This window comes from Desulfoferrobacter suflitae (assembly GCF_022603395.1).
Taxonomy (GTDB): Bacteria; Desulfobacterota; Syntrophobacteria; order Syntrophobacterales; family Syntrophobacteraceae; genus Desulfoferrobacter; species Desulfoferrobacter suflitae.
Map to the genome: position 1 here is coordinate 136,544 of NZ_JAIBKA010000006.1, position 20,500 is coordinate 157,043.

Annotated in this window: 24 protein-coding genes; all 24 read right to left on the minus strand. The window is 54.1% G+C overall.

Going from position 1 to position 20,500, the window contains the following annotated elements; translation table 11 throughout:
- Nucleotides 1-2: 2 nt before the first annotated feature.
- Nucleotides 3-1,382: a flagellar hook-associated protein FlgK gene (gene flgK / locus K1V27_RS11985; protein ID WP_258930236.1), complete on the minus strand. Its 1,380-nt coding sequence runs from the start codon at nt 1,380-1,382 to the stop codon at nt 3-5.
- 2 nt (nt 1,383-1,384) lie between these two features.
- Nucleotides 1,385-1,885 carry a flagellar protein FlgN gene (locus K1V27_RS11990; protein ID WP_258930237.1) on the minus strand — a complete coding sequence of 167 codons (501 nt, stop codon included), beginning with the start codon at nt 1,883-1,885 and terminating at the stop codon, nt 1,385-1,387.
- A gap of 130 nt (nt 1,886-2,015) precedes the next feature.
- Nucleotides 2,016-2,321, minus strand: coding sequence for a rod-binding protein (locus K1V27_RS11995; protein ID WP_258930238.1), 306 nt, complete (start codon nt 2,319-2,321; stop codon nt 2,016-2,018).
- A gap of 152 nt (nt 2,322-2,473) precedes the next feature.
- Entirely contained in the window at nt 2,474-3,226 is a 753-nt protein-coding gene (locus K1V27_RS12000; RefSeq protein WP_258930239.1) for a flagellar motor protein MotB, read from the minus strand.
- 36 nt (nt 3,227-3,262) lie between these two features.
- The gene (locus K1V27_RS12005) at nt 3,263-4,051 is read right to left on the minus strand and encodes an OmpA/MotB family protein (protein ID WP_258930240.1); all 789 of its coding nucleotides are present in this window, start codon (nt 4,049-4,051) and stop codon (nt 3,263-3,265) included.
- A gap of 117 nt (nt 4,052-4,168) precedes the next feature.
- Nucleotides 4,169-5,278, minus strand: coding sequence for a flagellar basal body P-ring protein FlgI (locus K1V27_RS12010; RefSeq protein ID WP_258930241.1), 1,110 nt, complete (start codon nt 5,276-5,278; stop codon nt 4,169-4,171).
- Between the two features lie 9 nt (nt 5,279-5,287).
- Nucleotides 5,288-5,962 carry a flagellar basal body L-ring protein FlgH gene (locus tag K1V27_RS12015; protein ID WP_258930242.1) on the minus strand — a complete coding sequence of 225 codons (675 nt, stop codon included), beginning with the start codon at nt 5,960-5,962 and terminating at the stop codon, nt 5,288-5,290.
- A 126-nt stretch (nt 5,963-6,088) separates the two neighbouring features.
- The gene (gene flgA / locus K1V27_RS12020; RefSeq protein ID WP_258930243.1) at nt 6,089-7,108 is read right to left on the minus strand and encodes a flagellar basal body P-ring formation chaperone FlgA; all 1,020 of its coding nucleotides are present in this window, start codon (nt 7,106-7,108) and stop codon (nt 6,089-6,091) included.
- A gap of 17 nt (nt 7,109-7,125) precedes the next feature.
- A complete protein-coding gene (gene flgG, locus K1V27_RS12025; RefSeq protein WP_258930244.1) occupies nt 7,126-7,908 on the minus strand; it encodes a flagellar basal-body rod protein FlgG in 783 nt (260 codons plus the stop codon).
- 94 nt (nt 7,909-8,002) lie between these two features.
- Entirely contained in the window at nt 8,003-8,695 is a 693-nt protein-coding gene (locus K1V27_RS12030; protein WP_258930245.1) for a flagellar hook-basal body protein, read from the minus strand.
- A 224-nt stretch (nt 8,696-8,919) separates the two neighbouring features.
- Nucleotides 8,920-9,408, minus strand: a complete 489-nt coding sequence (locus K1V27_RS12035) for a DUF6115 domain-containing protein (protein ID WP_258930246.1) — start codon at nt 9,406-9,408, stop codon at nt 8,920-8,922.
- 20 nt (nt 9,409-9,428) lie between these two features.
- Nucleotides 9,429-10,106, minus strand: a complete 678-nt coding sequence (locus tag K1V27_RS12040) for a hypothetical protein (RefSeq protein ID WP_258930247.1) — start codon at nt 10,104-10,106, stop codon at nt 9,429-9,431.
- Between the two features lie 69 nt (nt 10,107-10,175).
- On the minus strand, nt 10,176-10,970 hold the full coding sequence (locus tag K1V27_RS12045) for a FliA/WhiG family RNA polymerase sigma factor (protein WP_258930248.1): 795 nt from the start codon (nt 10,968-10,970) through the stop codon (nt 10,176-10,178).
- A 30-nt stretch (nt 10,971-11,000) separates the two neighbouring features.
- Nucleotides 11,001-11,882, minus strand: a complete 882-nt coding sequence (locus tag K1V27_RS12050) for a MinD/ParA family protein (RefSeq protein WP_258930249.1) — start codon at nt 11,880-11,882, stop codon at nt 11,001-11,003.
- The gene (locus K1V27_RS12055) at nt 11,857-12,957 is read right to left on the minus strand and encodes a flagellar biosynthesis protein FlhF (protein ID WP_258930250.1); all 1,101 of its coding nucleotides are present in this window, start codon (nt 12,955-12,957) and stop codon (nt 11,857-11,859) included. Before K1V27_RS12055 ends, K1V27_RS12050 begins: the two co-directional genes overlap by 26 nt.
- Nucleotides 12,947-15,049 (minus strand): flagellar biosynthesis protein FlhA, encoded by a 2,103-nt coding sequence (gene flhA / locus K1V27_RS12060; RefSeq protein ID WP_258930251.1) that lies wholly within the window; start codon nt 15,047-15,049, stop codon nt 12,947-12,949. The genes K1V27_RS12055 and flhA overlap by 11 nt, the downstream gene beginning before the upstream one ends.
- 56 nt (nt 15,050-15,105) lie before the next feature.
- Nucleotides 15,106-16,179: a flagellar biosynthesis protein FlhB gene (gene flhB / locus K1V27_RS12065; protein WP_258930252.1), complete on the minus strand. Its 1,074-nt coding sequence runs from the start codon at nt 16,177-16,179 to the stop codon at nt 15,106-15,108.
- A gap of 36 nt (nt 16,180-16,215) precedes the next feature.
- A complete protein-coding gene (gene fliR, locus K1V27_RS12070) occupies nt 16,216-16,986 on the minus strand; it encodes a flagellar biosynthetic protein FliR (protein WP_258930253.1) in 771 nt (256 codons plus the stop codon).
- A 63-nt stretch (nt 16,987-17,049) separates the two neighbouring features.
- Nucleotides 17,050-17,319: a flagellar biosynthesis protein FliQ gene (gene fliQ / locus K1V27_RS12075; RefSeq protein WP_258930254.1), complete on the minus strand. Its 270-nt coding sequence runs from the start codon at nt 17,317-17,319 to the stop codon at nt 17,050-17,052.
- 13 nt (nt 17,320-17,332) lie between these two features.
- Nucleotides 17,333-18,151: a flagellar type III secretion system pore protein FliP gene (gene fliP, locus K1V27_RS12080; protein ID WP_258930255.1), complete on the minus strand. Its 819-nt coding sequence runs from the start codon at nt 18,149-18,151 to the stop codon at nt 17,333-17,335.
- Nucleotides 18,148-18,447 carry a FliO/MopB family protein gene (locus K1V27_RS12085; RefSeq protein ID WP_258930256.1) on the minus strand — a complete coding sequence of 100 codons (300 nt, stop codon included), beginning with the start codon at nt 18,445-18,447 and terminating at the stop codon, nt 18,148-18,150. The genes fliP and K1V27_RS12085 overlap by 4 nt, the downstream gene beginning before the upstream one ends.
- 95 nt (nt 18,448-18,542) lie before the next feature.
- Nucleotides 18,543-18,911, minus strand: a complete 369-nt coding sequence (gene fliN / locus K1V27_RS12090; RefSeq protein ID WP_258930257.1) for a flagellar motor switch protein FliN — start codon at nt 18,909-18,911, stop codon at nt 18,543-18,545.
- A gap of 25 nt (nt 18,912-18,936) precedes the next feature.
- On the minus strand, nt 18,937-19,920 hold the full coding sequence (gene fliM, locus K1V27_RS12095) for a flagellar motor switch protein FliM (protein ID WP_258930258.1): 984 nt from the start codon (nt 19,918-19,920) through the stop codon (nt 18,937-18,939).
- Between the two features lie 57 nt (nt 19,921-19,977).
- The gene (locus tag K1V27_RS12100; protein WP_258930259.1) at nt 19,978-20,451 is read right to left on the minus strand and encodes a flagellar basal body-associated FliL family protein; all 474 of its coding nucleotides are present in this window, start codon (nt 20,449-20,451) and stop codon (nt 19,978-19,980) included.
- Nucleotides 20,452-20,500: the final 49 nt, after the last annotated feature.

Below are 20,500 nucleotides of genomic sequence, written 5' to 3' on the forward strand. Positions count from 1 at the left end.
CTCTATACCATCTCGATGACGCTCTGGAGCAGCTGGGATGTTTGTTGGACAATCTTTGCCGCCGCCTGATAAATCTGCTGATATTGCAACAACTCCACCATTTCTTCATCAATGGAAACACCGGCGGCGGACTGCTGTGCGGCTTCCAGCTGGGAGTGCAGGGCCTGCTGGAACTCGTATTGAGTAGTCGCCTGCCCGAAATCCATCCCCATCTGCTGCTGAATGTCCGCCAGGTAGGCAGCTGGCGTTGCGCCATTGAGCTCCGCAAAAGTCTCACTCTGCAGACGAGCGATGTCAAGGGCGGCCTGACCTTCAATGGCGTCCACGGTTGTTATGCCGCTTTGAATGTCACCGGCGTCGCTTCCGACAAAAATACCGGCGTCAATGGAATTGACCGCCGTGATGAGAGTTTGCGTGAAGGTGTTGAGCCGATCCAGATAGGTCGGGGGGGCCGAGCCGACGGCAACCGCTCCGCACTGATCGTGCATCTGCCTCAGGGCAAAAAGCTGTCCTCCTTCCCCGGCATCCTGCAGGACCGTCCCTTTGGTCTTGTCAACGATCTGCAGACTGGCATCCAGCAGTTTCGCTTCCAGCTCATCGGCACTGTTGCCGTCGACCAAATTCACAACCACTGCATTGCCTTCGCTGTCAACGCCGGTGGTTGAAACCGTCAGCGAACCGGAACCGGCATCCTCCCGCCAATTGACCGGAATCAGTTCCGCCAGTGCCTTCAAGCAGCCATATCGCAAATCGCGCAGGTCGTTGGCGCAATCGCCGTTAATTTCAGCCTTGATGATTTCCACGTTGGCGTCCGCTATGCTGCGCAGCAATCCATTGGCCTTTTCAGTTACGCGCAGGATTTCGCCGCTTGCAAAAGTTCCATCGCTTCGATAGATGCCGGATGCATAATCCTGGAGACGGGAATATGTGTGGCGAATGGCATCGGCCAGCTCTTGAGTGGATTGGTGGACAAGAGTCTTTTCCGCTAAGCCAAGGGGGTTTTGACTGAGGCTCTCCCAGGCATTCCAGAATTCACCGAGTTTCTGTGAAATGCCGTTGTCTCCGTCGTCTGCAATGAGCTTTTCCACGATGGAAAGGTGTGCTATCAGACTGTTGTAGCCGCTTTCCTTGGAAATGGCCCCAACCAGACGTTTTTCAATGAATTGATCGCGTTGCTGCACGACTCCGGCGATGCGACTGCCGGTGCCGAGCCAGCCGGCACCCATTTGCAGCGGTAGAGCGGTATTGAACAGAACCTTCTGGCGGGCGTAGTCTTTATTGTCGGCATTGGAGATGTTATGCGAGGCCGTCTGAATTGCCACTCCGCTGTTGACAAGCGTGTTTTTGGCGATCTGCAGAGTGAGATTCAACATGCTTCCCATAGTCACACCTCCTTGCTAAGCTTCAGCCCCTTGGGAGGCTCCCGGCCGGGAATTCGCTCCCCGTCGGGCGCATAGACGGTAGGAACCACACTGCAGAAAAAATCCTGATAGAAGGCGAGGGTTCCTTGAATAAAGAGAGCGTTTTTTTGATTTTTCTCTTCAATTTCGCCCAGTAGCTGCCGCAAAAGCGGACAGTCGCCCTGCATCTCGGAAGCATTCTTCGGCACCCCGGTTGCTTTGAACGCCTCCAGCCGATCCGCCAGGTCCGTGATGAGACGCTGTTTATCCGAGAGCAACTGGACCAGCCTGGCACCGGCAAAGCAACGAAGCGCTTCATTTTCTTCCTCCAACAACCGGGTCAGCTGCCTGGCCAGTACCACGCATTCCCCAGCGCTGTTCTCCTGCAGCGGCAGCGCTGCGGGGGGCTGTGCTGCGAGAGAAGATTCGTCTTGGACGGGGCATTTGTCAGTCATGTCGGGCACTCTCTCTTCTTGGATGGCCATCCTGGATCATTCATATCTGCTATCGGCAGGTTGGCTGGATTGCTTGAGGGAATAAATCGTGGTGCCGCACGTTCGCGGCGGCGCCGGACACATCGCACACACTCGGCCGGCCGGCCGCTGCCATCGGCTTTCAAGCCTTGCGCGATGTCTCCCCTGTCAGCGCAGGCAACAGCTGTTGATAGAGCATCGCAGCAAGACCCCTCTCCTGCTTGCTCGCCATTTCCTGCGCCAGCGTTTCATCCATCATGGCCTCATAGACTTCTCTGGCCTGCTCCGGATCCTCCGCTCGCACCACCGTCTGTCGCATGGACTTGAGCAGGTACTGCATAAAGATCGCTTCAAATTGTTCGCAGGCTTCCTTGAGACGTTTTTTGTCCGCCTCTGATACCTGCTGCCCCAACCTTGCCTGGTTGCCCGTTGCCGCAATCGATGTCATACGTCTCCTTTTCACCGGCTCAGCCGATTGGTTCCTGATCAACGGCGCGGCGGCAATAGTCTTCAACCTCTCTATCCACTTGCGCCGTCGGATTTTGATACAGGCCTAACCCCCTTGGCGGGCCATTGATCTTAAGCACGGCCCCCTTGCGCTCAATCCATTTTCTCAAAGATGATTTCGACCCTGCGATTGGCCGCTCTCCCCGCGGAGGTCTCATTGTCCTGCATGGGATGAGAGCTGCCGTAACCCGCCAGGGCCAACTTTGCCGGATCGACCTGACCGTGAGTCACCAGGTGCTGCAGCACGGCCTGGCCCCGAGCCAGGGACAGGTCGTCATTGGAAGCGAATCGATCGTTATGGATGGGGACGCTGTCCGTGTGTCCGTCCACATAGGCGCGATAGTCCGTCGTGGCGATGAATTCAGCGAGTGTTCCCAGTATTCCGTGAGCGCGCGTGCTCAGTTGGCTGCTGCCGCTGTCGAACAGCAGCTTGTCCGAGAAGATGAAGGAGAATTTCGTCGATTTGTCCCGCTTATTGAGCCACACCCCACTGCCTGAAGAAACCAGCAGCTTGAAGTCCCTTTCGGGTGCGGGAGAGCCGCTTGGCACTTCATCGATGTCGCGAATGTCCAACATGTGAATACTCTCCAGACTCTTACATATTTCCTGGATGACCAAGTCCTTATCCAGATTCACCTGGCTCCATTCCTTGAAAAAAAGAACGCCGGTGGAACTGTTGAAATTATGGAAAGCACTTTGAAAAGCCTTCTGATCCAGGGAAGACATGGAAAGCAACAGCACAAAAAAAGTCAGGAGCAACGTGGAGAGGTCCGAAAAAGTCACCATCCAGGCCCCCTGGCTTGGCTCAGTATCGGTTTGTCCGCCCTTGCGATTTTTCCGTCTCATGCCAATGGTAACCGCCCCGCTGAATGCCCCGCCGATTCAAGGCAACACTTTGAATAGGAAATCTTTATAATTGATGTAAGATTTGGCCTTGGCCTCCCTTCGAAACAGCTGACTCGGCACATTCGAGTCAGCTCCCAACATGATTTCAACCCGTTGGTTCTTGTCGCGTAAATCAGGGAACACCAGGTCATCCACAATTGGTTGAAAATAGCTGAACCCATGAGCGCTCATTCGCTCGGCAGCTATGCCCTGCTGCAGAAAAAACTGGTGAATCAGCTGGGCCCGTTTCGTCGATAAAATCCATGCCTGCTGCACCCAGTCGGGATTCTGCAGGTTCTCATAGCGCCCCGCATGGCCGCGTATTTCAATATCGGTTTTGCTGTGGCGAAGATGTTCCGCCAGAGTCCTCAGGTATTGCAGTATCTCCGGCTTCAGTTGGAGCGACCCCGACGTGAACAGCACCCTTTGATCGATGGAGATGATGAGTTTCTGTTTCCGCTTTAAAATTTGTATGTAGGGGTTCAGTTCATTGGTAACGGTCAACTCCTTGAGCATTTCGAAGTTGACCGGTTTGCTGAGCAGGATCGGAGCAGCGGGATCACGCACATCGGTGCCCTTGGACTTCCCCAGCGGCGAACGTCCCCCGGGCAACAAACCAAACGCCCCCACCAGTGAATCGAGGGCCTTGCGGGTACGAATTTCGTCTCTTACCGACATGCTGAGGAGGAGCACGAAAAAGGTCAGCAGCAAGGTCATCAAATCGGTGTATGTGGTGATCCATTTGTTGGTGTTGCGCTTGCTCTCTTGCGCTTGTTTTTTGTCCACAGACTGTTTCGCCTACTTCTTCCGGATTGGCATACCGTCGCCGCACGTTCACAGAAACCGCTTGTGTCTTGTACTCCTCAGCCTGACGGACAAATTCCACAGGGTTGCCGCATGCTGTTAGATGATTTCTATTTCCGCCTGCAGTGCTCCCGCCGCTTTTATCGCTTGTAAAATGTTGATGAGGTCTCGAGGGGTTGCCCCGATGGCATTGAGCCCCTGCACCAACTGTTGAATCGAGACTCCTCCGCCGACTACCGCCAGCGAGCCCTTCTCCTCCTGCACCTCAATGTTGGTTTGGGGCACGATGGCGGTTTCTCCATCGCTGAATGGCAGCGGTTGGGAAATAAACGGATCTTCGGAGATCTGTACGGTCAGATTGCCGTGCGCTACCGCCACCGGGGTGATGCGCACATTTTCACCGATCACAATGGTTCCGGTTCGCTCGTTGATAACGACCTTAGCCACACTCTCGGGTTCTACCTGCAGATTTTCCACCTCCGCAATCAACTCAGTGATTCTGCCCGCAAAATCGGACGGGACCTGGATCTTGACAGAAGCGGCATCGAGCGCCCGGGCAAGCTCTCCACCGAAGAGTTGGTTGATTTCCTGCGCGGTCCTGTGAGCGGTAGTGAAATCCGGGGTGCGCAGCACCAGATCCAAAGACTGCTGGCTTCCAAAATCAGTAGAGACCTCCTGCTCAACGGTAGCCCCCCCACTGATGAACCCGACGGTGGGAAAGTTTTTCTGCACGCTCGTACCACTCTGCCCCGAGAAGCTGAATCCACCTGTAGACAGGGGCCCCTGTGCGAGCGCATAGGTTTTGCCGTCCGGTCCCTGCAACGAGGTCATGAGTAACGTTCCCCCCTGCAGATCCTTGGCGTCTCCAATGGAAGAGACCTGTACGTCCAACTTGCTGCCCACCCGCACGAAAGGAGGCAGGTTGGCGGTTACCATGACCGCCGCCACATTCTTGACTTTGATCATGTTGGGATCTATGTGAATTCCGACATTGTCCAACAAATTTGCCAGGGTATTGACGGTGAAGCGAGTGCGCTCTTTATCCCCGGTACCATTAAGCCCTGCCACCAGTCCGTAGCCCACCAATGGATTGGAAGCGGTTCCCATGAAATAAGCGATGTCCTTGATCCTTGCCGCGTGACACGACTCGGGAGAAAAACACCAGGAAATCATCAGGAAAAAAACGAGGAAATTTAGTTTGCAGCGCATACGGCTCCACTAAAAGGGCGATATAAAGTCTACGATTTGGCCAAACCATCCGGGTTTCTGCTGCTTGGCCAAAGGTCCCTTGCCTACCAGGAAGATCTTGGCCTCGGCAATGTTTTGCGAAAGCACCGTATTCTCTCGCGTGATATCGGTCGGGCGCACGACCCCCTCCAACACGATCTGCTGCATATCATTATTGACTTTGGTCCAGCGCGATCCCCTGATCACCAAATTTCCGTTGGGAAGTCTGTCCACCACCGTTGCCGTCATGTAAGCGGACATATCATCGGTTCTGGTTGTTGTGCCGGCGCCGTTGAATTTATTTGAGAACTGTGCCTGGTAGGGCCCAAAGCTGAAGGCGCCGACCGGGCTGCCGGTTGCTCCCGTGCTGACACCGTCAAACTTGAAGCTACCCTGCAGATCGGAATTGCGGCTGGTGTTGGTTGCGGCAGTTTTCGAACCAGTCGACTGCTCCACCACCGTGATAGTTATTATGTCACCGATATCTCTAGCCTTGATGTCCTGAAAAAGGGTGCCATTGCGCGGGGTCCATACCGACCCGGTCGGCTGTGGAGCGATGGCGGCAACATGAGCGGCTGGTGCAGGCGGACCTGAAGTCGGACAGGGCTGCGCCGCCACAGAAGGGTTGGGAGCGGGTGGCTTGCCGGTACTCGAACAAGCACTCAATACACTCAGCACAACAAGTGAGAAACAGATCAGGGGGAAAGCAAGAAGTCTTCCCCCGTCTATTGCAGCGAAAACACTCCTTGGTCTGTCGCTGTGGCAACGCATGCTAATCCTTTGTCGATTGATTCAATGCACCACATGCACCGTTTCGCCGTCCTGGACTCTACAGATTGCGGTGCGTTGTGTCATGAGGTTGGTTACCCTGACGGTGTCGCCCACCGATGCATTGCCGCTCACCTTTCCTTTGGCGGTGAGCTTGAGCCCCCCGTCTTGGTAGATGATGGTCACAATGCCTCCGTGCTTGACGACATTGGGCTGGATGACATCCCCCAGAAAGATGGGCTGGTGAGCGCCCGCTCCCCTCACCAGTTGCTTGCCAATCACTTGATCCATCCGGGTTGCGTAACGATCGGGGTTGTCTGCGATATTGATCCTTTGAATTTCCAGATCGCCCGCCGCAACGACCTCATCCTTACCCAACGGTCGGATGGCGTGCAACACGTTCTGATACAAATCCACCTTGCCGGTAACCCGCATGCTTCGCTCTTTGGCACCATCCACAAAAAACTGGATGGTAACCGTCACGTTTCCCAGAAACCTCTCTTGCGAATCCGCATAAACCTCATGCGATAATCGGCCCAACGGCAAGGCCGGTACACCTGGAAAGTAAATGCGGCTGATTTGCAGGTCGTTGGGATTCCAGGGACTGCGGGACAGGACAAACTCCCGGTAAATGGCTTCGATCTGTTCTGCAGAGAGCTTCAGCGCGGCACGGGCAATGGTGATCTTGTCCGGTAAGCTCATTTCGATGGCGGCCGGGTCGCAACCCTTTCGGCTGAAGAAGCGATCGAGGTAGGCACGCAGGTTCTTGCCGAGAATGTACTTATATTCCCCCACATTTGGCGATTGACCAATGTGTTCCGCCTCCAGCCGTTCTTTCCAAGGGGAGGCAATCGACCCGGGCCGGCACAAGTCCAACAGCGAAACGTATTTGCGCTCGACCTCAACCGCCGGAACAATCTCCACCGCCGGTGGCGGCGCCACTGCATTGCACCGACCGCCCGCGGCAATGCCGAAGAGCAGCACGCAAGCCGCTGTGCATGCGGCCACCAGGGTTCCTGTGTCGTGAAAGCGTCCCGTTGTCATGACCTCATTTCCCGCCATCAGGCTTTGACATTATTGGCCATGTGCAGCATTTCATCAGAGGCCTTGATGACTTTCGAATTGGCCTCATAAGCCCGCTGACCGGCAATCATGTTCACCATTTCTTCCACCACATTGATGTTTGCACTCTCGATGTAGCCCTGCAGCAAAGTTCCCAGTCCTTCAATCCCCGGGTCTCCTTCAATGACCTCTCCGGACGCTTCCGTAGGGATGCAGTAGTTCTTACCAAGGCTCAGCAGCCCGGCAGGATTGGGGAAATCGTACAGGCTGATCCTCTGTGAGGTCACCACATTTCCGTTCTGATCGATAGCCGTCATGGTGCCTCCGGAGTCAATGTTGATGGATATGGCCTCCTGCGGTACACTCATCTCCGGCTGCAGACGGTTCCCTTCCATGTCGCACAGGAAGCCGTCGGAATCCAATTGAAAGGTCCCCGCACGGGTGTAAACTTCCTCCGTTCCGCGCAATACTTTGAAAAAGCCTCTACCCTGAATGGCTATATCCAGCGGGTTGCCGGTCTCGGTAAAATTGCCCTGACTGAAAATTTTCTGCACCGACACAGCCTTGGCCCCCATTCCCAACTGGATGCCCGACAGCATGCGTGCGTCACTGGCGGTCTCGGAGCCCGGCGGGATAATGGTCTGGTACATCAGGTCTTCGAAGTTTGCCCGACTGCGCTTGTATCCAGCGGTGTTGGTATTGGCCAGGTTGTGCGCGATCACATCCATATTGAACTGCTGTACCGCCATGCCTGTCGCGGCGGTCCAAAGACTGCGAATCATCTCGTGTAGCCTCCCTGTGGGTCGCTTACCTCATACTCTGCCCAGTTTGCAGACTAGCGGTCCGCGAGCAGCTGGAATAAATCTTCGCGTTGGCCTACAGGTTACCCAGGGTTCTGACCAACTGGGAATCTTCCTGATCAAAAGACTGAAGCACCTTTTGATAGGCCTCAAAAATTCTTGTGGTTTCCACTATCTTGACCATTTCTTCAACGATATTGAAATTGGGAGCCTCCAGTGCGCCCTGTTCGATCGTGAATTCTCCTTCCGCCATGAGCCGCTCTTCTCCCCGGGCCGGCCGCAGGTAGCCGTTAGCGACCTTCTCCAGCAAAGCCTCCTGTCCAAACTGAGCAATGGCAAGAGTACCGATGGGATCTTCGCCATCGAACACCTGGCCGTCTCGCTCGATCCTGATGTCGAATTGATGCTCCAATGCGGGAATTTCAATCGGCTGCCCGTCGCTGCCCAAGACCGGCCAGCCGTCCTGGGTAACCAGCGTGCGGTCAGGGCTGAAGCGCAGGTCGCCTGCACGGGTGTAAAGGATGCCCGCATCGGTCTGCACCCGCAGGAACCCTTCTCCATTGATGGCTATATCGAGGGGATTTTCGGTGCGCTGGATTTTCCCCTGCTCCATTTTTGTATAAGTCTTTTGCTGAAAAAAATTACTGAAATGGACAGCGTCCTTCCTGTAGCCGGGCTTCATCGCGTTGGCGATGTTGTTGCTGTGGACCGCCATCTGCTTTTCTTGCTGAATGGAACCGAGGGCCGCCCCAAAATATCCGATCCGCATCGTCTCGCCTCCTTACCTTTCCCCCAGCTGACTTTGCAACCCGGATGCCAAACCCTCTGCGTTGCCGAGGCTGCAGCGCCGGCTGCTCCCGCCGGGCGCTCTCAGAGGACTCGTGTGGACAGGCTCTGCCACCCCCGGAAGGGCAATTTTACCGGTTGCAGGGAAATTTTTTCCTATCACGGGTCACTTGCATCACCTGTGGCGCGAGAAACCCTAGCGGCTTGTCATGATTCATGCCTCAGTCGCTTCAGACTCAACACCAACTCGATCTCCCCCAAAGGCTTCTTCAAATGTTCGGCTATTGCGACGGCACTGAGGCCTTTTTGTGCCAAATGTACAATGGCCTGATTTTCCTGATCACGCGACGACCCGTGTCGCCGACCGAGGCCCCCCTGCCGGCCGATTTCTTCGACCTTTTCCAGATTCTTACAAATCGTCTTGGCCTGGTTAATCTTGTCGTCCAACGCCGCCATAACCTGCCCCATCAATTCACGGCGCTCACGCAGGTTCTCATCAAATTCGCGCGCGATGGTTTCCGTCTGCTGGAGCACCTCTTCGAGTGCTCGACTCAATTCGCGCCCGGCCGTGCGGTTTTCTTTTGACCGTCTCAGGAACAGGACGGCAACGAACAGGACCAGTAACAGATCCAACACGATTTGCAGGAAGGATACGAAATGCGGCTGTTCCAGGAGCCACCTTGGGATAGAGTCCATGATGTGCGATATCTCCCCCGCTAGAGTTTCTGCAGCTGAGCAACATAAACTGACTCAATGCCGCAATGGCCGAAATGGCGTTTTAGATTGTCGTACAAGTCATTCTTCACCCGTTGCTCCCAATAGGTGATAGAATCACCGACGGATTGTGCTTCCGTCAAAAACTGGTAGATCATGTCTCTTATGAGCAGTTCATCGTTTTTGAAAAGTTCCGGAGCGTTCACGGCGCGAAAATCAAACCCCAGCTCCAGGATCAAGAGCTCCTTGCCGGTTGCGGTGTTGGCAACAAACAGAAATTTGAGCTTTTCTTTAAGAGTTGGTGCCGTTATGGGCTTTTTGATATAGACCGCCGAGGTGGCAAACGGTCCTCCTCCTGTCCCCCGGTAGACGGCCAAACCCGCTGCCCCGGCGAGCAGAATCAAAGCCAGCAGGAGACCGGCTGTCCGCCGCGCTCCGGGCTTCCCCGTCGGCTTCTCTCCGGGGAGCCCGCTCTTATCGGGCGGCGATTCCTCACCGGCTGGCTCGCGGGGCGATGCTTCATGGGAGATGGTTTCTGATGGAGCGGATGCCTGTTCGAATGTCTGATCGTACCCCTCCAGTGCCTGCAGCTCAGCACTACCGGCCGGCTCGCGCGAGAAATCCTCGCGGTCATGGTGTGCAGCAGAATCCGGCAAGTTGTCGCGTTTTCCTAAAGGCACCTGATAAGCCTCCTCTGCGGGTCAATGCCTCCTCGGTTGATCGCCTCCCTGGAGAGGGCGTGGTGGGTTTCAAAAAAGATCCAGTGTATCAGGGAGATCGGCTTTTCGCAGCTTGCGGGAAAGGCGCGTGCGCAGCTTAATGATGGCTTTCGTATGAATTTGGCAGATGCGCGATTCGGTATAGCCCATAACCTGACCGATTTCTTTCATGGTGAGCTCTTCGTAATAATAAAGGGATAATATGAGCTGTTCCTTTTCGGGCAGGGAAGCAATCGCCTCGGTCAGATGCGTCTTGAGCTCCTTTTGATGCGCCTGGTCAAAGAGCAGGTCCGAATCTGTTGCGAGGGCCAGATTACCGCCGTCATCGACACTCAGGTTGCTGATATCTTCCGGCAAGACCGAGATAATCCGGCTCTCTTCCAGCAGTTTGAGGTATTCGTCAAGGGTCAGACCCATCTCGGCGGCTATCTCTTCATCCCGGGGCTCACGCCCTAACCTGCTTTCCAGGGAAGCATAGACCTTTTGCAGTTCGCTGCTCTTCTGCCGCAAGGAACGTGGGATCCAGTCCATGGAACGAATTTCATCCAGCATGGCCCCTCTGACGCGGATCTTGGCATAGGTCTGAAACTGTATGCCCTGATCGGCATCAAACTTATCAATGGCGTCCATAAGTCCTATGATCCCGGCGTTGAATAGATCATCGAACTGAACGCAGCTCGGCAGCCGCGAGAGTAATCGCAGGGCAGTGAATTTAACCAGATCACAATAGTTGAGGATCACCTCTTCCTTATTCTCAACAAGGCACCCCCCGTCGGTTTTTTGTGCAGGATAATAGCTTTGGTTGTGATAGAGTCTTTGCAGCATTTAATTCACTCATCAAGGGAAACGGTCGTCTCATATCTCTAAGAAACGTTTCCAGAAGAATCGCACATTTCCATTATCGCGAGCGGGGGCACTCCGATGAATTCGGTCAGCCAAATTGACAAACGCTTTTGCCGCGGCAGTATGCGGAAAAAGGGTGATGAACGGCTTCTGCTGCAGTAATGCCGCGGATACCTGTGGATCCCTGGGTATATTGCCCAGATAATCGAGCGAGATACCGTTCAGAAAGTGATCGGCCACCTTACTGAGCTTGGCAAAAATTAACTTTCCTTCCCTGTCGCTGTCGGCAGCATTGGTAAGAATGCGAAAATGGCGCTCGCCGTTTCTGGTGTGAAGCACTTTGATCAGCGCGTAGGCGTCCGTGAGCGAAGTGGGCTCGGGGGTGACGACAATGATCCTCTCTTGAGCAGCCAGATTGAAGTACAGGACGGTATCCGAGATGCCGGCCGCAGTGTCGATGAGCAGGAGGTCGACTTCCGACTCCAATTCATCCAGCATTTCCAGCAGAAGCAGTTTTTGCTCATCGGTAAGACGCGTGAGTTCCTGCACCCCGGAGCTGGCAGGCATGATGCGTATCCTGCCGGGACCGTTGACCAGAACCTCATGCAATTGTCGCTTGCCATTCAGAACATGACTGATATTCTGTTTGGGTGTCAGTCCAAGAAAAATATCGATATTGGCAAGGCCAAGATCCGCATCCAGAACGAGGACCCTTTGGCCCATGCGGTCAAAAGCCACTGCGAGGTTGATCACCACGGTACTCTTGCCGACCCCGCCTTTCCCGCTGCTGACGGCTATCACGCGCACTTGTCGCTTGGGCACCCCAAGATTTCGGTAGAACGTTGGATTGCGCTTGTTAAACTCTTTGTCACGCAGTCCTGCGGCTTGATCCATGTGAATCCTTTCTATGCACCCCGTTGCTGGACGGAAACAGTAACGATAATAAACGCTTATGTGTGGCGGATTCGATGTCCTCAGGAACTCTCTGGCCGGTTCCCAGGTAAGACAAAGGATAGGGAAAACGGATGAGCTGGTTGATCAGGCAACCGTGATCGACCGTCTCATCCACCTTGGTGAAGATGAGGCTGCTGAAGTCCATCTCCTTGAAGGCGAAAATGGTCTGCCGCAGATCATTATCTTTAGCCGTGGCGCTGAGTACCAGAAAATGTTCAATATTTTCAGTACCAGCAAAGACCTCTCGCATGTCCTGCAGGTATTCTCGACGCAAGAAGTTTCGGCCAATGGTATCAACCAAAATAGCATCATGCCCATGGAACGCGTCTCTGGCTTCTGCAAAATCCTGTCTGTTGAGAGCCATGATCAGCGGGGCATTCAATATTTTCGCGTAGGTTTTGAGCTGGTCGGCAGCGCCCACCCGATAGGTGTCGATAGAGATGATTGCTATTTTACACTTGCGGCTGACCTTTAGATAGGCCGCTAATTTTGCCAGGGTCGTAGTTTTGCCGACTCCCGTTGGACCAAGAAAAGTAAAGATGGGCGGCCGGCCGTTTCTCCTCGACAACTGGTGGAAAGGCCTGGCGAGACGGATGGCGTCAACCAGTTGACGGCAGAAGCATTCAATAATCTGGCGTTTGTCCGTATCTTCGTTGACCTGCGGCAATACCTTGGTCAGCAGGCGGTACGTTTGCCGTTCATCCAGACCGCGCACGATCAGGCTATGATACACCTCGGCCAGAGGCTGTCTCACTTGAAGCTGGGTAAAATAATCCTTCGACGAGATGAGCATGGAAAGGAAGCTCTTGATCTCCTGGATGTCCTGCTGGACCGGGTTGACTTCTTCACTTTTGAGTGCATCGTGCTCCACCGCGGCCATTACCTCGACCACCGATTCGGTTGCGGTGAGATCTATCTTCTTATGGCCCAGAATGATGGCGTCGGACCCCAACTGTTTTTTGACCTGGACCAGTGCCTCGGAAATATTCGCTGCCCTTATGCTTTTAATTTGCATGGTTGACCTTGATAATGCCGGTAGATTGGATTTCCAGAGAGCCCCTCAATTCGTTGTGGCTGATCACTGCCACCTCGGGCAAGAACCTCTCCAGCAGCTTGCGCAGGTGACGCCTTACCGACGGTGAACAGAGAACCACCGGTTGATGCCCCAGATTGACAATCTTTTTCATTTCGGTGTTGACACTTTGTATGAGTTGGCGCACCAACCCCGGTTCCAGAGAGAGAAAAGCACCGTGGTCCGTTTTCTGAATGTTTTTGGTCAGGTGCTCCTCCAGCCCCGGCTGGAATGTGAGCACATAGAGCTTGCCGGTTTCGGTCTCATACGGTCTGGTTATGGTTCTGGCCAGCGACTGCCGCACCAGCTCCGTCAGGAATTCCGGATCCTTGGTGACGGGAGCATGGTCGGCCAGCGTCTCGCAGATCGTTTGCAGATCCCGGATGGAGACGTGTTCCCGGACAAGGTTCTGCAACACTTTCTGGATGGTCCCGATGGGCAGAAGGTTGGGCGTGAGCTCATCCACCAATTTGGGATGGACTGATGCGAGATGATCCAGCAGTTGCTGTGTTATTTGTCTGTCCACCAGTTCATCGGCATGTTTTTTAAATATTTCAGCAAGGTGAGTCGCCACCACGGTGGAAAGGTCGATCACCGTGCAGCCGCTGCGCAAGGCTTGCTCGCGTTTGCCTTCCGGAATCCAGATGGCCGGCAGTCCAAAGGCAGGATCCTTGGTCGCGATTCCTCCCAAATCTTCAGTCACGTCGCCGGAGCTCAGCGCCAAGTAATGCCCGAGCATCAGCTCGCCTTTTGCAACGGCATTGCCCTTCAGCAGCAGCCTGTATTCCGACGGCCTCAACTGAAGATTGTCGCGCACATGCAGGGCCGGAACGATAATGCCGAAATCCAGCGCCAGTTGCTGCCGTATGGCTTTGATTCTGGCGAGTAAGTCGCCGTCCTGTGAATCATCTACCAGGGGAATCAAACCATAGCCCACTTCCAGTTCCAGAACTTCCTGCAACGGGGGCAGCTTATGGGAACCGTCCTGACTCTCGACCGGCATTTCGACTTCGCAATACTGCTCGGCAGATGTCGTTTGCTTTTTCAGGAGCAGCACGGAGACGCCCACCAGCGCCCCCCCCACGAGCATGAAGGGAAACAATGGAAAACCGGGAATAATGCCGAGCGAGCAGAGCATTGACCCGGCAATGATCATGGGCCTCGGCTGAAGGCTGAAAAGATTGCCGAATGCCCGGCCCATCCCCAAATCGGCCGAAGCCGCCTTGCTGACCAGGATACCCGCCGCGGTGGAGATAATCAGCGCGGGAATTTGCGAAACCAATCCGTCGCCCACCGTCAGCAACGTATAGTTTTTCAGTGCGTCCACAATCGTCATGCGATTTTGCAGCATGCCAATGGCAAAGCCACCCAGGATATTGATCACGGTGATGAGAATTCCTGCGATCGCGTCTCCCCGCACAAACTTGCTGGCCCCGTCCATGGCCCCGTAAAAGTCGGCCTCCTGCGCGATGGCGGCGCGCCTCTGCCGCGCTTCCTGATCATTGATCAGACCGGTATTCAAATCGGCATCAATGCTCATTTGCTTACCGGGCATGGCATCCAGAGTAAAACGCGCGGCAACCTCAGAGATTCGCTCGGTCCCTTTGGTGATGACCACAAAGTTGACGATGACCAAAATGATGAAGATCACCAAACCCACCACATAGTTGCCACCAACGACGAATTGGCCGAACGAGCTGATGATCTTGCCCGCAGCGGTTGTGCCTTGATGACCATCCAACAGGATCAAGCGCGTGCTGGCCACATTGAGCGCCAGCCGAAACAGGGTCGTGATGAGCAACAGGGAGGGAAATATGACGAAGTCCACCGCTTTGACCGTGTAGATCGAAGTCAGCAGGATAACCAAGCCGATGCTGATGTTGACTGCCAGAAGAATATCCAACACGCTGCCAGGAAACGGCAGGAGCATGATCGATAAGATGATCACCACACCGATGCCGAGCATTGCATCGTTGTCGGAGAACTGCTTGAGCCTGTCGCGTAGAAGGCCGGGGGCTTGAGTCGCGGACGACATACACTGATTCCTTATGCGTTATGCATTCCTCGTTGGCGAGGATGAAGATTTGACCTTCAAACCGCTCGCTCCGGTGCTTGGCCTTTTTGCTTGTAGATGTATGCGAGAACCTTGGCTACCGCCTTGTACAAAGTAACAGGGATTGTCTCGTCCACCTTGACACCGCTGTACAAAGCTCGTGCCAAAGGGGGATTGGAAACGATGGGAACTTTGTGATTTCGAGCCAAATCCCTGATTTTGCTAGCCATAAAATCTACTCCCTTGGCCACCAGCTTGGGTGCATCCATGTCCGCGGTATACACCAGAGCCACCGCATAGTGCGTTGGATTGGTTATGACGACACTTGCCTTGGGAACATTGGCCATGGTGCGCTGCTGAGCAAGGCTTTGCTGGATGGCCCGCATGCGCGCTTTCATCTGTGGGTTCCGCTCCGTTTCTTTGTACTCCTCTTTCACTTCATGCTTGGTCATGCGCAAGTCTTTCTCGTACTGCCAGCGTTGATACTGCCAGTCGAGAAGAGCGAACACCGTCATTATCACCCCGACCCTGACCAGCACCTTAAAAGACAAGTAGCGAAAAGCATTCAGCAGTTCCCCGAGCTCCACCCGGGCGAGACTGCCCAGCAAATTGCCTTCCTCGGCGTAGACGCCATAGATCACCACAGCGACTATGAGAATCTTGGCAAGAGACTTAACGAGCTCCAGCAATGAGCGCAGAGAAAAGAATCTTTTCACCCCCTGGAGCGGATTGAGCCTGGAGAGGTCGGGTTGGATCGCTTCAGCGGAAAGCATCAAACCTTTGGTTTGCAGGAGGTTTATGGCTATCCCCGCGCAAGCGGTGGCCAAGATGACCGGTAACACCATGATGCCGAAGTGAACCAGAACAGCCAACAAAAGATTGACGCCCGCCGAATCTTTGACTTCAGCAGCAAAGCCATTGCCCCACAAGATCGTCGCTATTTCCTTGAAGTGAGACGCAATGAGGCCGCTGCTCAGATAGGCCGCTGCGGCACCTGCCGCCAGCACGGCGATGGTGTTGAGATCTCGGCTTTTGGCGACCTTGCCTCGTTTGCGCGCATCCCGTAACTTTTTGTCGGTGGGCTTCTCTGTCTTTTCCTGCGATCCGGCCATCTGTTCAGTCCGCGTTGCTATTCACAGTCAATGCTCTCAGGGATGAAAAAGTCCTCGCATGGACTTCAAAAAGAGCTCCAGGAAACCGACCATCGCCTCCTCCCAGACGGACGAGAACAAAACGATGAAAAGAAACCCGAGCACGATGGTGAGCGGGAAGCTTACGATGAGAATGTTGATTTCCGGTGCGAACCTTGCGATCAAGCCAAATCCCACCTGAATGAGAAAAAACACCGCCATCATCGGTGCAGCCATTTTGAGACCGATTACAAACAGCTGACCGGATAAATGAACCAATTTGGAATAGGCGCCTGCAGTCACTTCGAAGTTCCCGACCGGGATCACATGAAAGCTCTCGACCATAGCCTTCAAGACGACGTGATGCCCATTCAAAGAGAAAAAAATCATGGTTGCAAGAAGTTGAAACCAACGACTGAGAACCGCCATCTGGATTCCCGTTTGAGGATCAACAACCTGAGCAAACCCGAATCCCATCTGAAAGCCGATGACTTCCCCCATGAACTGGAATGTGCCGAACATGACGGCGGTAGCCAGAGCGATCACAGCAGTGAAAAGGATTTCACTCACGGCGATGCGCAGCAGGAATCCTGGATGAAAAGCCAGGGGCGCCACATCCCGGTAAATGATTAAATACAAGAAGAGGCTCACGACCAGAGAAGTCAAAGCTTTGACACTCTTGGGGATTTGACTGCCGGCAAAAAACGGTATGACAAAAAAGATGAGGCTGATACGCAAGAGAATGGTCAAAAAACTTGCGATTTGCGTGGAATCGATGTGAACGACCATAACCACGTGCCTTCCGAGAAAGAAAAAGAAGCGGCAGCCTCAACCGGTATTTTTCATGCTGCGTCATTTGAGCCAGAGGGGAATATTGACCAAGATCTCCCTGGTGAAATCGGTAATCTTTGCCATCATCCAGGATCCGAATACTACCAGGGCAAGGAATGTGACGATGATTTTGGGCACAAAGCTCAAGGTCATCTCCTGGATTTGAGTCACCGATTGAAAAACACTGATGACGAGTCCAACCAGCAGGCTCACCAGGAGCACCGGCAGACTCACCCACAATAGCGTTTCAAGGCTCTGTCGAGCGAGCCCCATGACAAACTCGGGAGTCACGCAGCACTTCTCCTCACTGGAAGCTCTTGACCAATGAACCGATCAACATGTTCCAACCGTCCACCAGGACAAACAGCATCAGCTTGAAAGGCAGGGAAATCATCACCGGTGGAAGCATCATCATGCCCATGGAGAGAAGAATGCTGGAGACCACCATGTCCAGGATCAAGAACGGGAGGTAGAGCATGAAGCCGATTTGAAAGGCGGTCTTCAGTTCACTCACCACGAATGCCGGGATCACGGTGGTGATTGCCAGGGCGTCGGCATTTTGCGGCTTCTCTGTGTGAGAAAGCTCGACAAACAAGGCAAGATCTTTCTTGCGCGTTTGCTTGAGCATGAACTCTTTGAGAGGACCTGCGGCGCGCTGGAAAAACTCTTGTTCGGAGATTTGACGGTCTTCATAGGGCACGATCGCGCTTTGGTAAACTTCCTGCCACACGGGTTGCATGATGAAAAATGTGAGGAAAAGCGCCAAACCGATGATCACTTGATTGGGGGGAGAGGCCTGGGTGCCGAGGGCATGGCGGAGAAAGGAAAAGACTATCACCAGCCTGGTGAACGATGTCATCAGGATGAGAATCGCAGGAGCCAGGGACAGGACGGTCAGGATGAAGACAATCTTCAGTGTGCTCGAAATCTGCCGGGCCCCTTCCGGTCCGCTAAAATCCAACTGAATTCCCGGCACATCAATGCCCTGCGGCCAGGCGGTAGAGCTGCCCAGCAGGACCACGCCGCCGGCAACCAGACACACCAGCAGACCATATTGCCAGGGTCCTTGCCCGGCACTCCCGCGGACGGAGGCTTTGGGAAAAACAGGGGGAAGCGTCTTCATGGGGGATCGGCGGCAGGGGATTCTGCTTCGCCGGCAATAACCGCCAGGAAGTGCAGACCCTGCGGTGAAGTCCCCAGGAAGAATGTCTGTCCCTGCACTTTCACCAGCAACAAACTGTGCTTCATCCCCAGGGGATGCTGCGCAATGACCTGAATCCAGGCATTCGATGCCGCTCTGTGAGTCAGCAGCCCGGCTCGCCTGAAGCCGTAAAAGCAAACCAGCAGGACGCCCAAAATCAGCGCCAGGCTACCTGCCGTTTTGACGATCTGCAGGCCGATATCTAAGCTTGTTCCCATCGTCTAAACGATCTCGCACGTTGCGGTTTCAACTCTCACCCCGTGAGCGACCGGGGCTCTGATGACAAAATGTTGCCGATTTTCCGGCAGACATATCAGGTTAATTGCTTGACACGTTCGGTAGGAGTGATGATGTCGGTGATGCGCACCCCAAATTTCTCGTTAATCACCACGGCCTCCCCACGTGCCACCAGGCGTTGATTGACCAATATTTCCAGAGGTTCCCCGGCAAGTTTATTGAGCTCTATAACCGAACCCTGTCCCAGCTGAAGAAGATCGTTGATGAGCATCGTTGCACGCCCGAGCTCCACGGTAACTTCCAAGGGGATATCCAGCAGAAAATCAAGATCGCGAATGATGCCTTTTGCGGCTGTTTCCTGCTGCAGATCAGGAAATTGAGCAGCATCTCTTTCCGCAAGAGATGCCGGCTGCAGGTCATGATGCTCCGTTTGTTCCCGACTCATTCCCTTACTCCCTTTCCAGCAATTTTCAGCAGTTGCTCGAAGCGATTACCTCCTGAACCTGAATGGCTTTGCTGCCCTTGTGGGTTCCGGCGAAGGCCTTGAGCTTCGGTATGTTTTCGATTTTAACCACCAGGGGTTTTTCAATGTCCTGGTTCAAGACCAGAACGTCACCCACATCGAGCTGCAGCAAATCACGCCCTTTGATCGTGGTTTTTCCAAGCTCCAGGGTCAGCTCGACCATTACCTCCTGAATACGCTTCTTGAGACGTTCCACCCAGCGCACGTCAACTTCCAGCTGATCACTCTGATAGCTGGCATACAGCCGAGATCGGATCGGCTCTATGGTCGAATACGGCAAACAAAGGATCATTCGCCCAACGATCCGATCCAATTCGAGCTCAAAGCGCACCGTGATGACGATGTCGGACGGGGGCACAATGGTGGCAAATTGTGGGTTCACCTCCGAGCGCACATATTGAAAATCGATGTCAGCCACCGGTTTCCATGCCTGGCTTAAGTCATCGAGCGCCGCATTCACCAGTTTTTGCACGACACGATTTTCGATGGACGTGAAGTCTCGGCCTTCTATCTTAAAATTGCTCTTGCCGGTACCCCCGAAAAAGCAGTCCAACAGATTGAAGATCAACTTGCTTTCCAGAACCAGCAGGGTATGCCCGCGCATAGGCTCCATCTTGAGCACGTGCAGACTGGTCGGAACCGGCAAGGTGCGAATGAATTCTCCAAACTTGATCATCTCCGTCTGGGCGGTGGTCAGATCGATGATCCGGCGCAGGTTTGACGACAGTGTTATGCGATGCAGACGGGCAAAGCGATCGTTTATGATTTCCAGAGTGGGCATGCGCCCGCGAATGATACGATCCTGGTTGGTGAGGTCATACTGACGGGCGGTGCCTTGGTCCTCGACAACATCGGCGTCACCCTCAATTTCTCCATCGGACAAGCCTTTGAGCAAGGCATCGACCTCATCCTGGGAGAGGATCTTTTCCATAGAGTGTTACACCCCATCACATCATTTGTTGAAACGACTCGACCGGCATGACGTTTCTCATTGAACCAGCAGTTCGGTGAAATAGATATCTTCCACCTGGCCTTGTCCGAGCTTTTGATTGAGTTGAGCGATGGCCTCTTGCTTCAAGGCCATTTTTCCGGCAAATGTTGCGATATCGTCGTATTTCTTGCTGGAAAGAAGCAGCAAGACGCTATCCCGCAGCTCCGCACTGCGAGCGTTGAATTGGGCTGCCGCCTGGGCATTGTTAAGGACCAGCTTCATGCTGATTTTCAAATAGCGTTTCCCACCGGGATCGGCCAGGTTCACCAGGAAGGTGTCCATTTCCTGCTCCACTTTTGCTTCCGGCCTGACCTCGGCGACGGCACCCGATTCCTGGAAAAAATAACTCCAGCCCAGGTACGCTCCGCTGCCCGCCATTGCGAGTAGCAGTACGAGCACAATCCATTTCCATTTGGAATTCTTCTGCAGCGGCGTTGTCTCACTTTCTTCGAGTCTGCGCTTGTCAACCATGGTGTGTCGTCTACACTTTCTGCCTGAGGGTTATGCCGTGTGTCAAAGA

What these genes read in the sequence shown, in the direction of transcription:
- fliN (WP_258930257.1), bottom strand. Translation starts at nt 18,911, where the DNA reads ATGAGTCGGGAACAAACGGAGCATCATGACCTGCAGCCGGCATCTCTT.
- K1V27_RS12035 (WP_258930246.1), bottom strand. Translation starts at nt 9,408, where the DNA reads ATGGACTCTATCCCAAGGTGGCTCCTGGAACAGCCGCATTTCGTATCC.
- K1V27_RS12085 (WP_258930256.1), bottom strand. Translation starts at nt 18,447, where the DNA reads ATGGGAACAAGCTTAGATATCGGCCTGCAGATCGTCAAAACGGCAGGT.
- flhA (WP_258930251.1), bottom strand. Translation starts at nt 15,049, where the DNA reads ATGTCGTCCGCGACTCAAGCCCCCGGCCTTCTACGCGACAGGCTCAAG.
- K1V27_RS12000 (WP_258930239.1), bottom strand. Translation starts at nt 3,226, where the DNA reads ATGAGACGGAAAAATCGCAAGGGCGGACAAACCGATACTGAGCCAAGC.
- flgA (WP_258930243.1), bottom strand. Translation starts at nt 7,108, where the DNA reads ATGACAACGGGACGCTTTCACGACACAGGAACCCTGGTGGCCGCATGC.
- flhB (WP_258930252.1), bottom strand. Translation starts at nt 16,179, where the DNA reads ATGGCCGGATCGCAGGAAAAGACAGAGAAGCCCACCGACAAAAAGTTA.
- K1V27_RS12055 (WP_258930250.1), bottom strand. Translation starts at nt 12,957, where the DNA reads ATGCAAATTAAAAGCATAAGGGCAGCGAATATTTCCGAGGCACTGGTC.
- K1V27_RS12100 (WP_258930259.1), bottom strand. Translation starts at nt 20,451, where the DNA reads ATGGTTGACAAGCGCAGACTCGAAGAAAGTGAGACAACGCCGCTGCAG.
- K1V27_RS12010 (WP_258930241.1), bottom strand. Translation starts at nt 5,278, where the DNA reads ATGCGCTGCAAACTAAATTTCCTCGTTTTTTTCCTGATGATTTCCTGG.
- K1V27_RS12050 (WP_258930249.1), bottom strand. Translation starts at nt 11,882, where the DNA reads ATGGATCAAGCCGCAGGACTGCGTGACAAAGAGTTTAACAAGCGCAAT.
- K1V27_RS11990 (WP_258930237.1), bottom strand. Translation starts at nt 1,885, where the DNA reads ATGGCCATCCAAGAAGAGAGAGTGCCCGACATGACTGACAAATGCCCC.
- flgK (WP_258930236.1), bottom strand. Translation starts at nt 1,382, where the DNA reads ATGGGAAGCATGTTGAATCTCACTCTGCAGATCGCCAAAAACACGCTT.
- K1V27_RS12030 (WP_258930245.1), bottom strand. Translation starts at nt 8,695, where the DNA reads ATGCGGATCGGATATTTTGGGGCGGCCCTCGGTTCCATTCAGCAAGAA.
- K1V27_RS11995 (WP_258930238.1), bottom strand. Translation starts at nt 2,321, where the DNA reads ATGACATCGATTGCGGCAACGGGCAACCAGGCAAGGTTGGGGCAGCAG.
- flgG (WP_258930244.1), bottom strand. Translation starts at nt 7,908, where the DNA reads ATGATTCGCAGTCTTTGGACCGCCGCGACAGGCATGGCGGTACAGCAG.
- fliM (WP_258930258.1), bottom strand. Translation starts at nt 19,920, where the DNA reads ATGGAAAAGATCCTCTCCCAGGATGAGGTCGATGCCTTGCTCAAAGGC.
- K1V27_RS12045 (WP_258930248.1), bottom strand. Translation starts at nt 10,970, where the DNA reads ATGCTGCAAAGACTCTATCACAACCAAAGCTATTATCCTGCACAAAAA.
- fliR (WP_258930253.1), bottom strand. Translation starts at nt 16,986, where the DNA reads ATGGTCGTTCACATCGATTCCACGCAAATCGCAAGTTTTTTGACCATT.
- fliP (WP_258930255.1), bottom strand. Translation starts at nt 18,151, where the DNA reads ATGAAGACGCTTCCCCCTGTTTTTCCCAAAGCCTCCGTCCGCGGGAGT.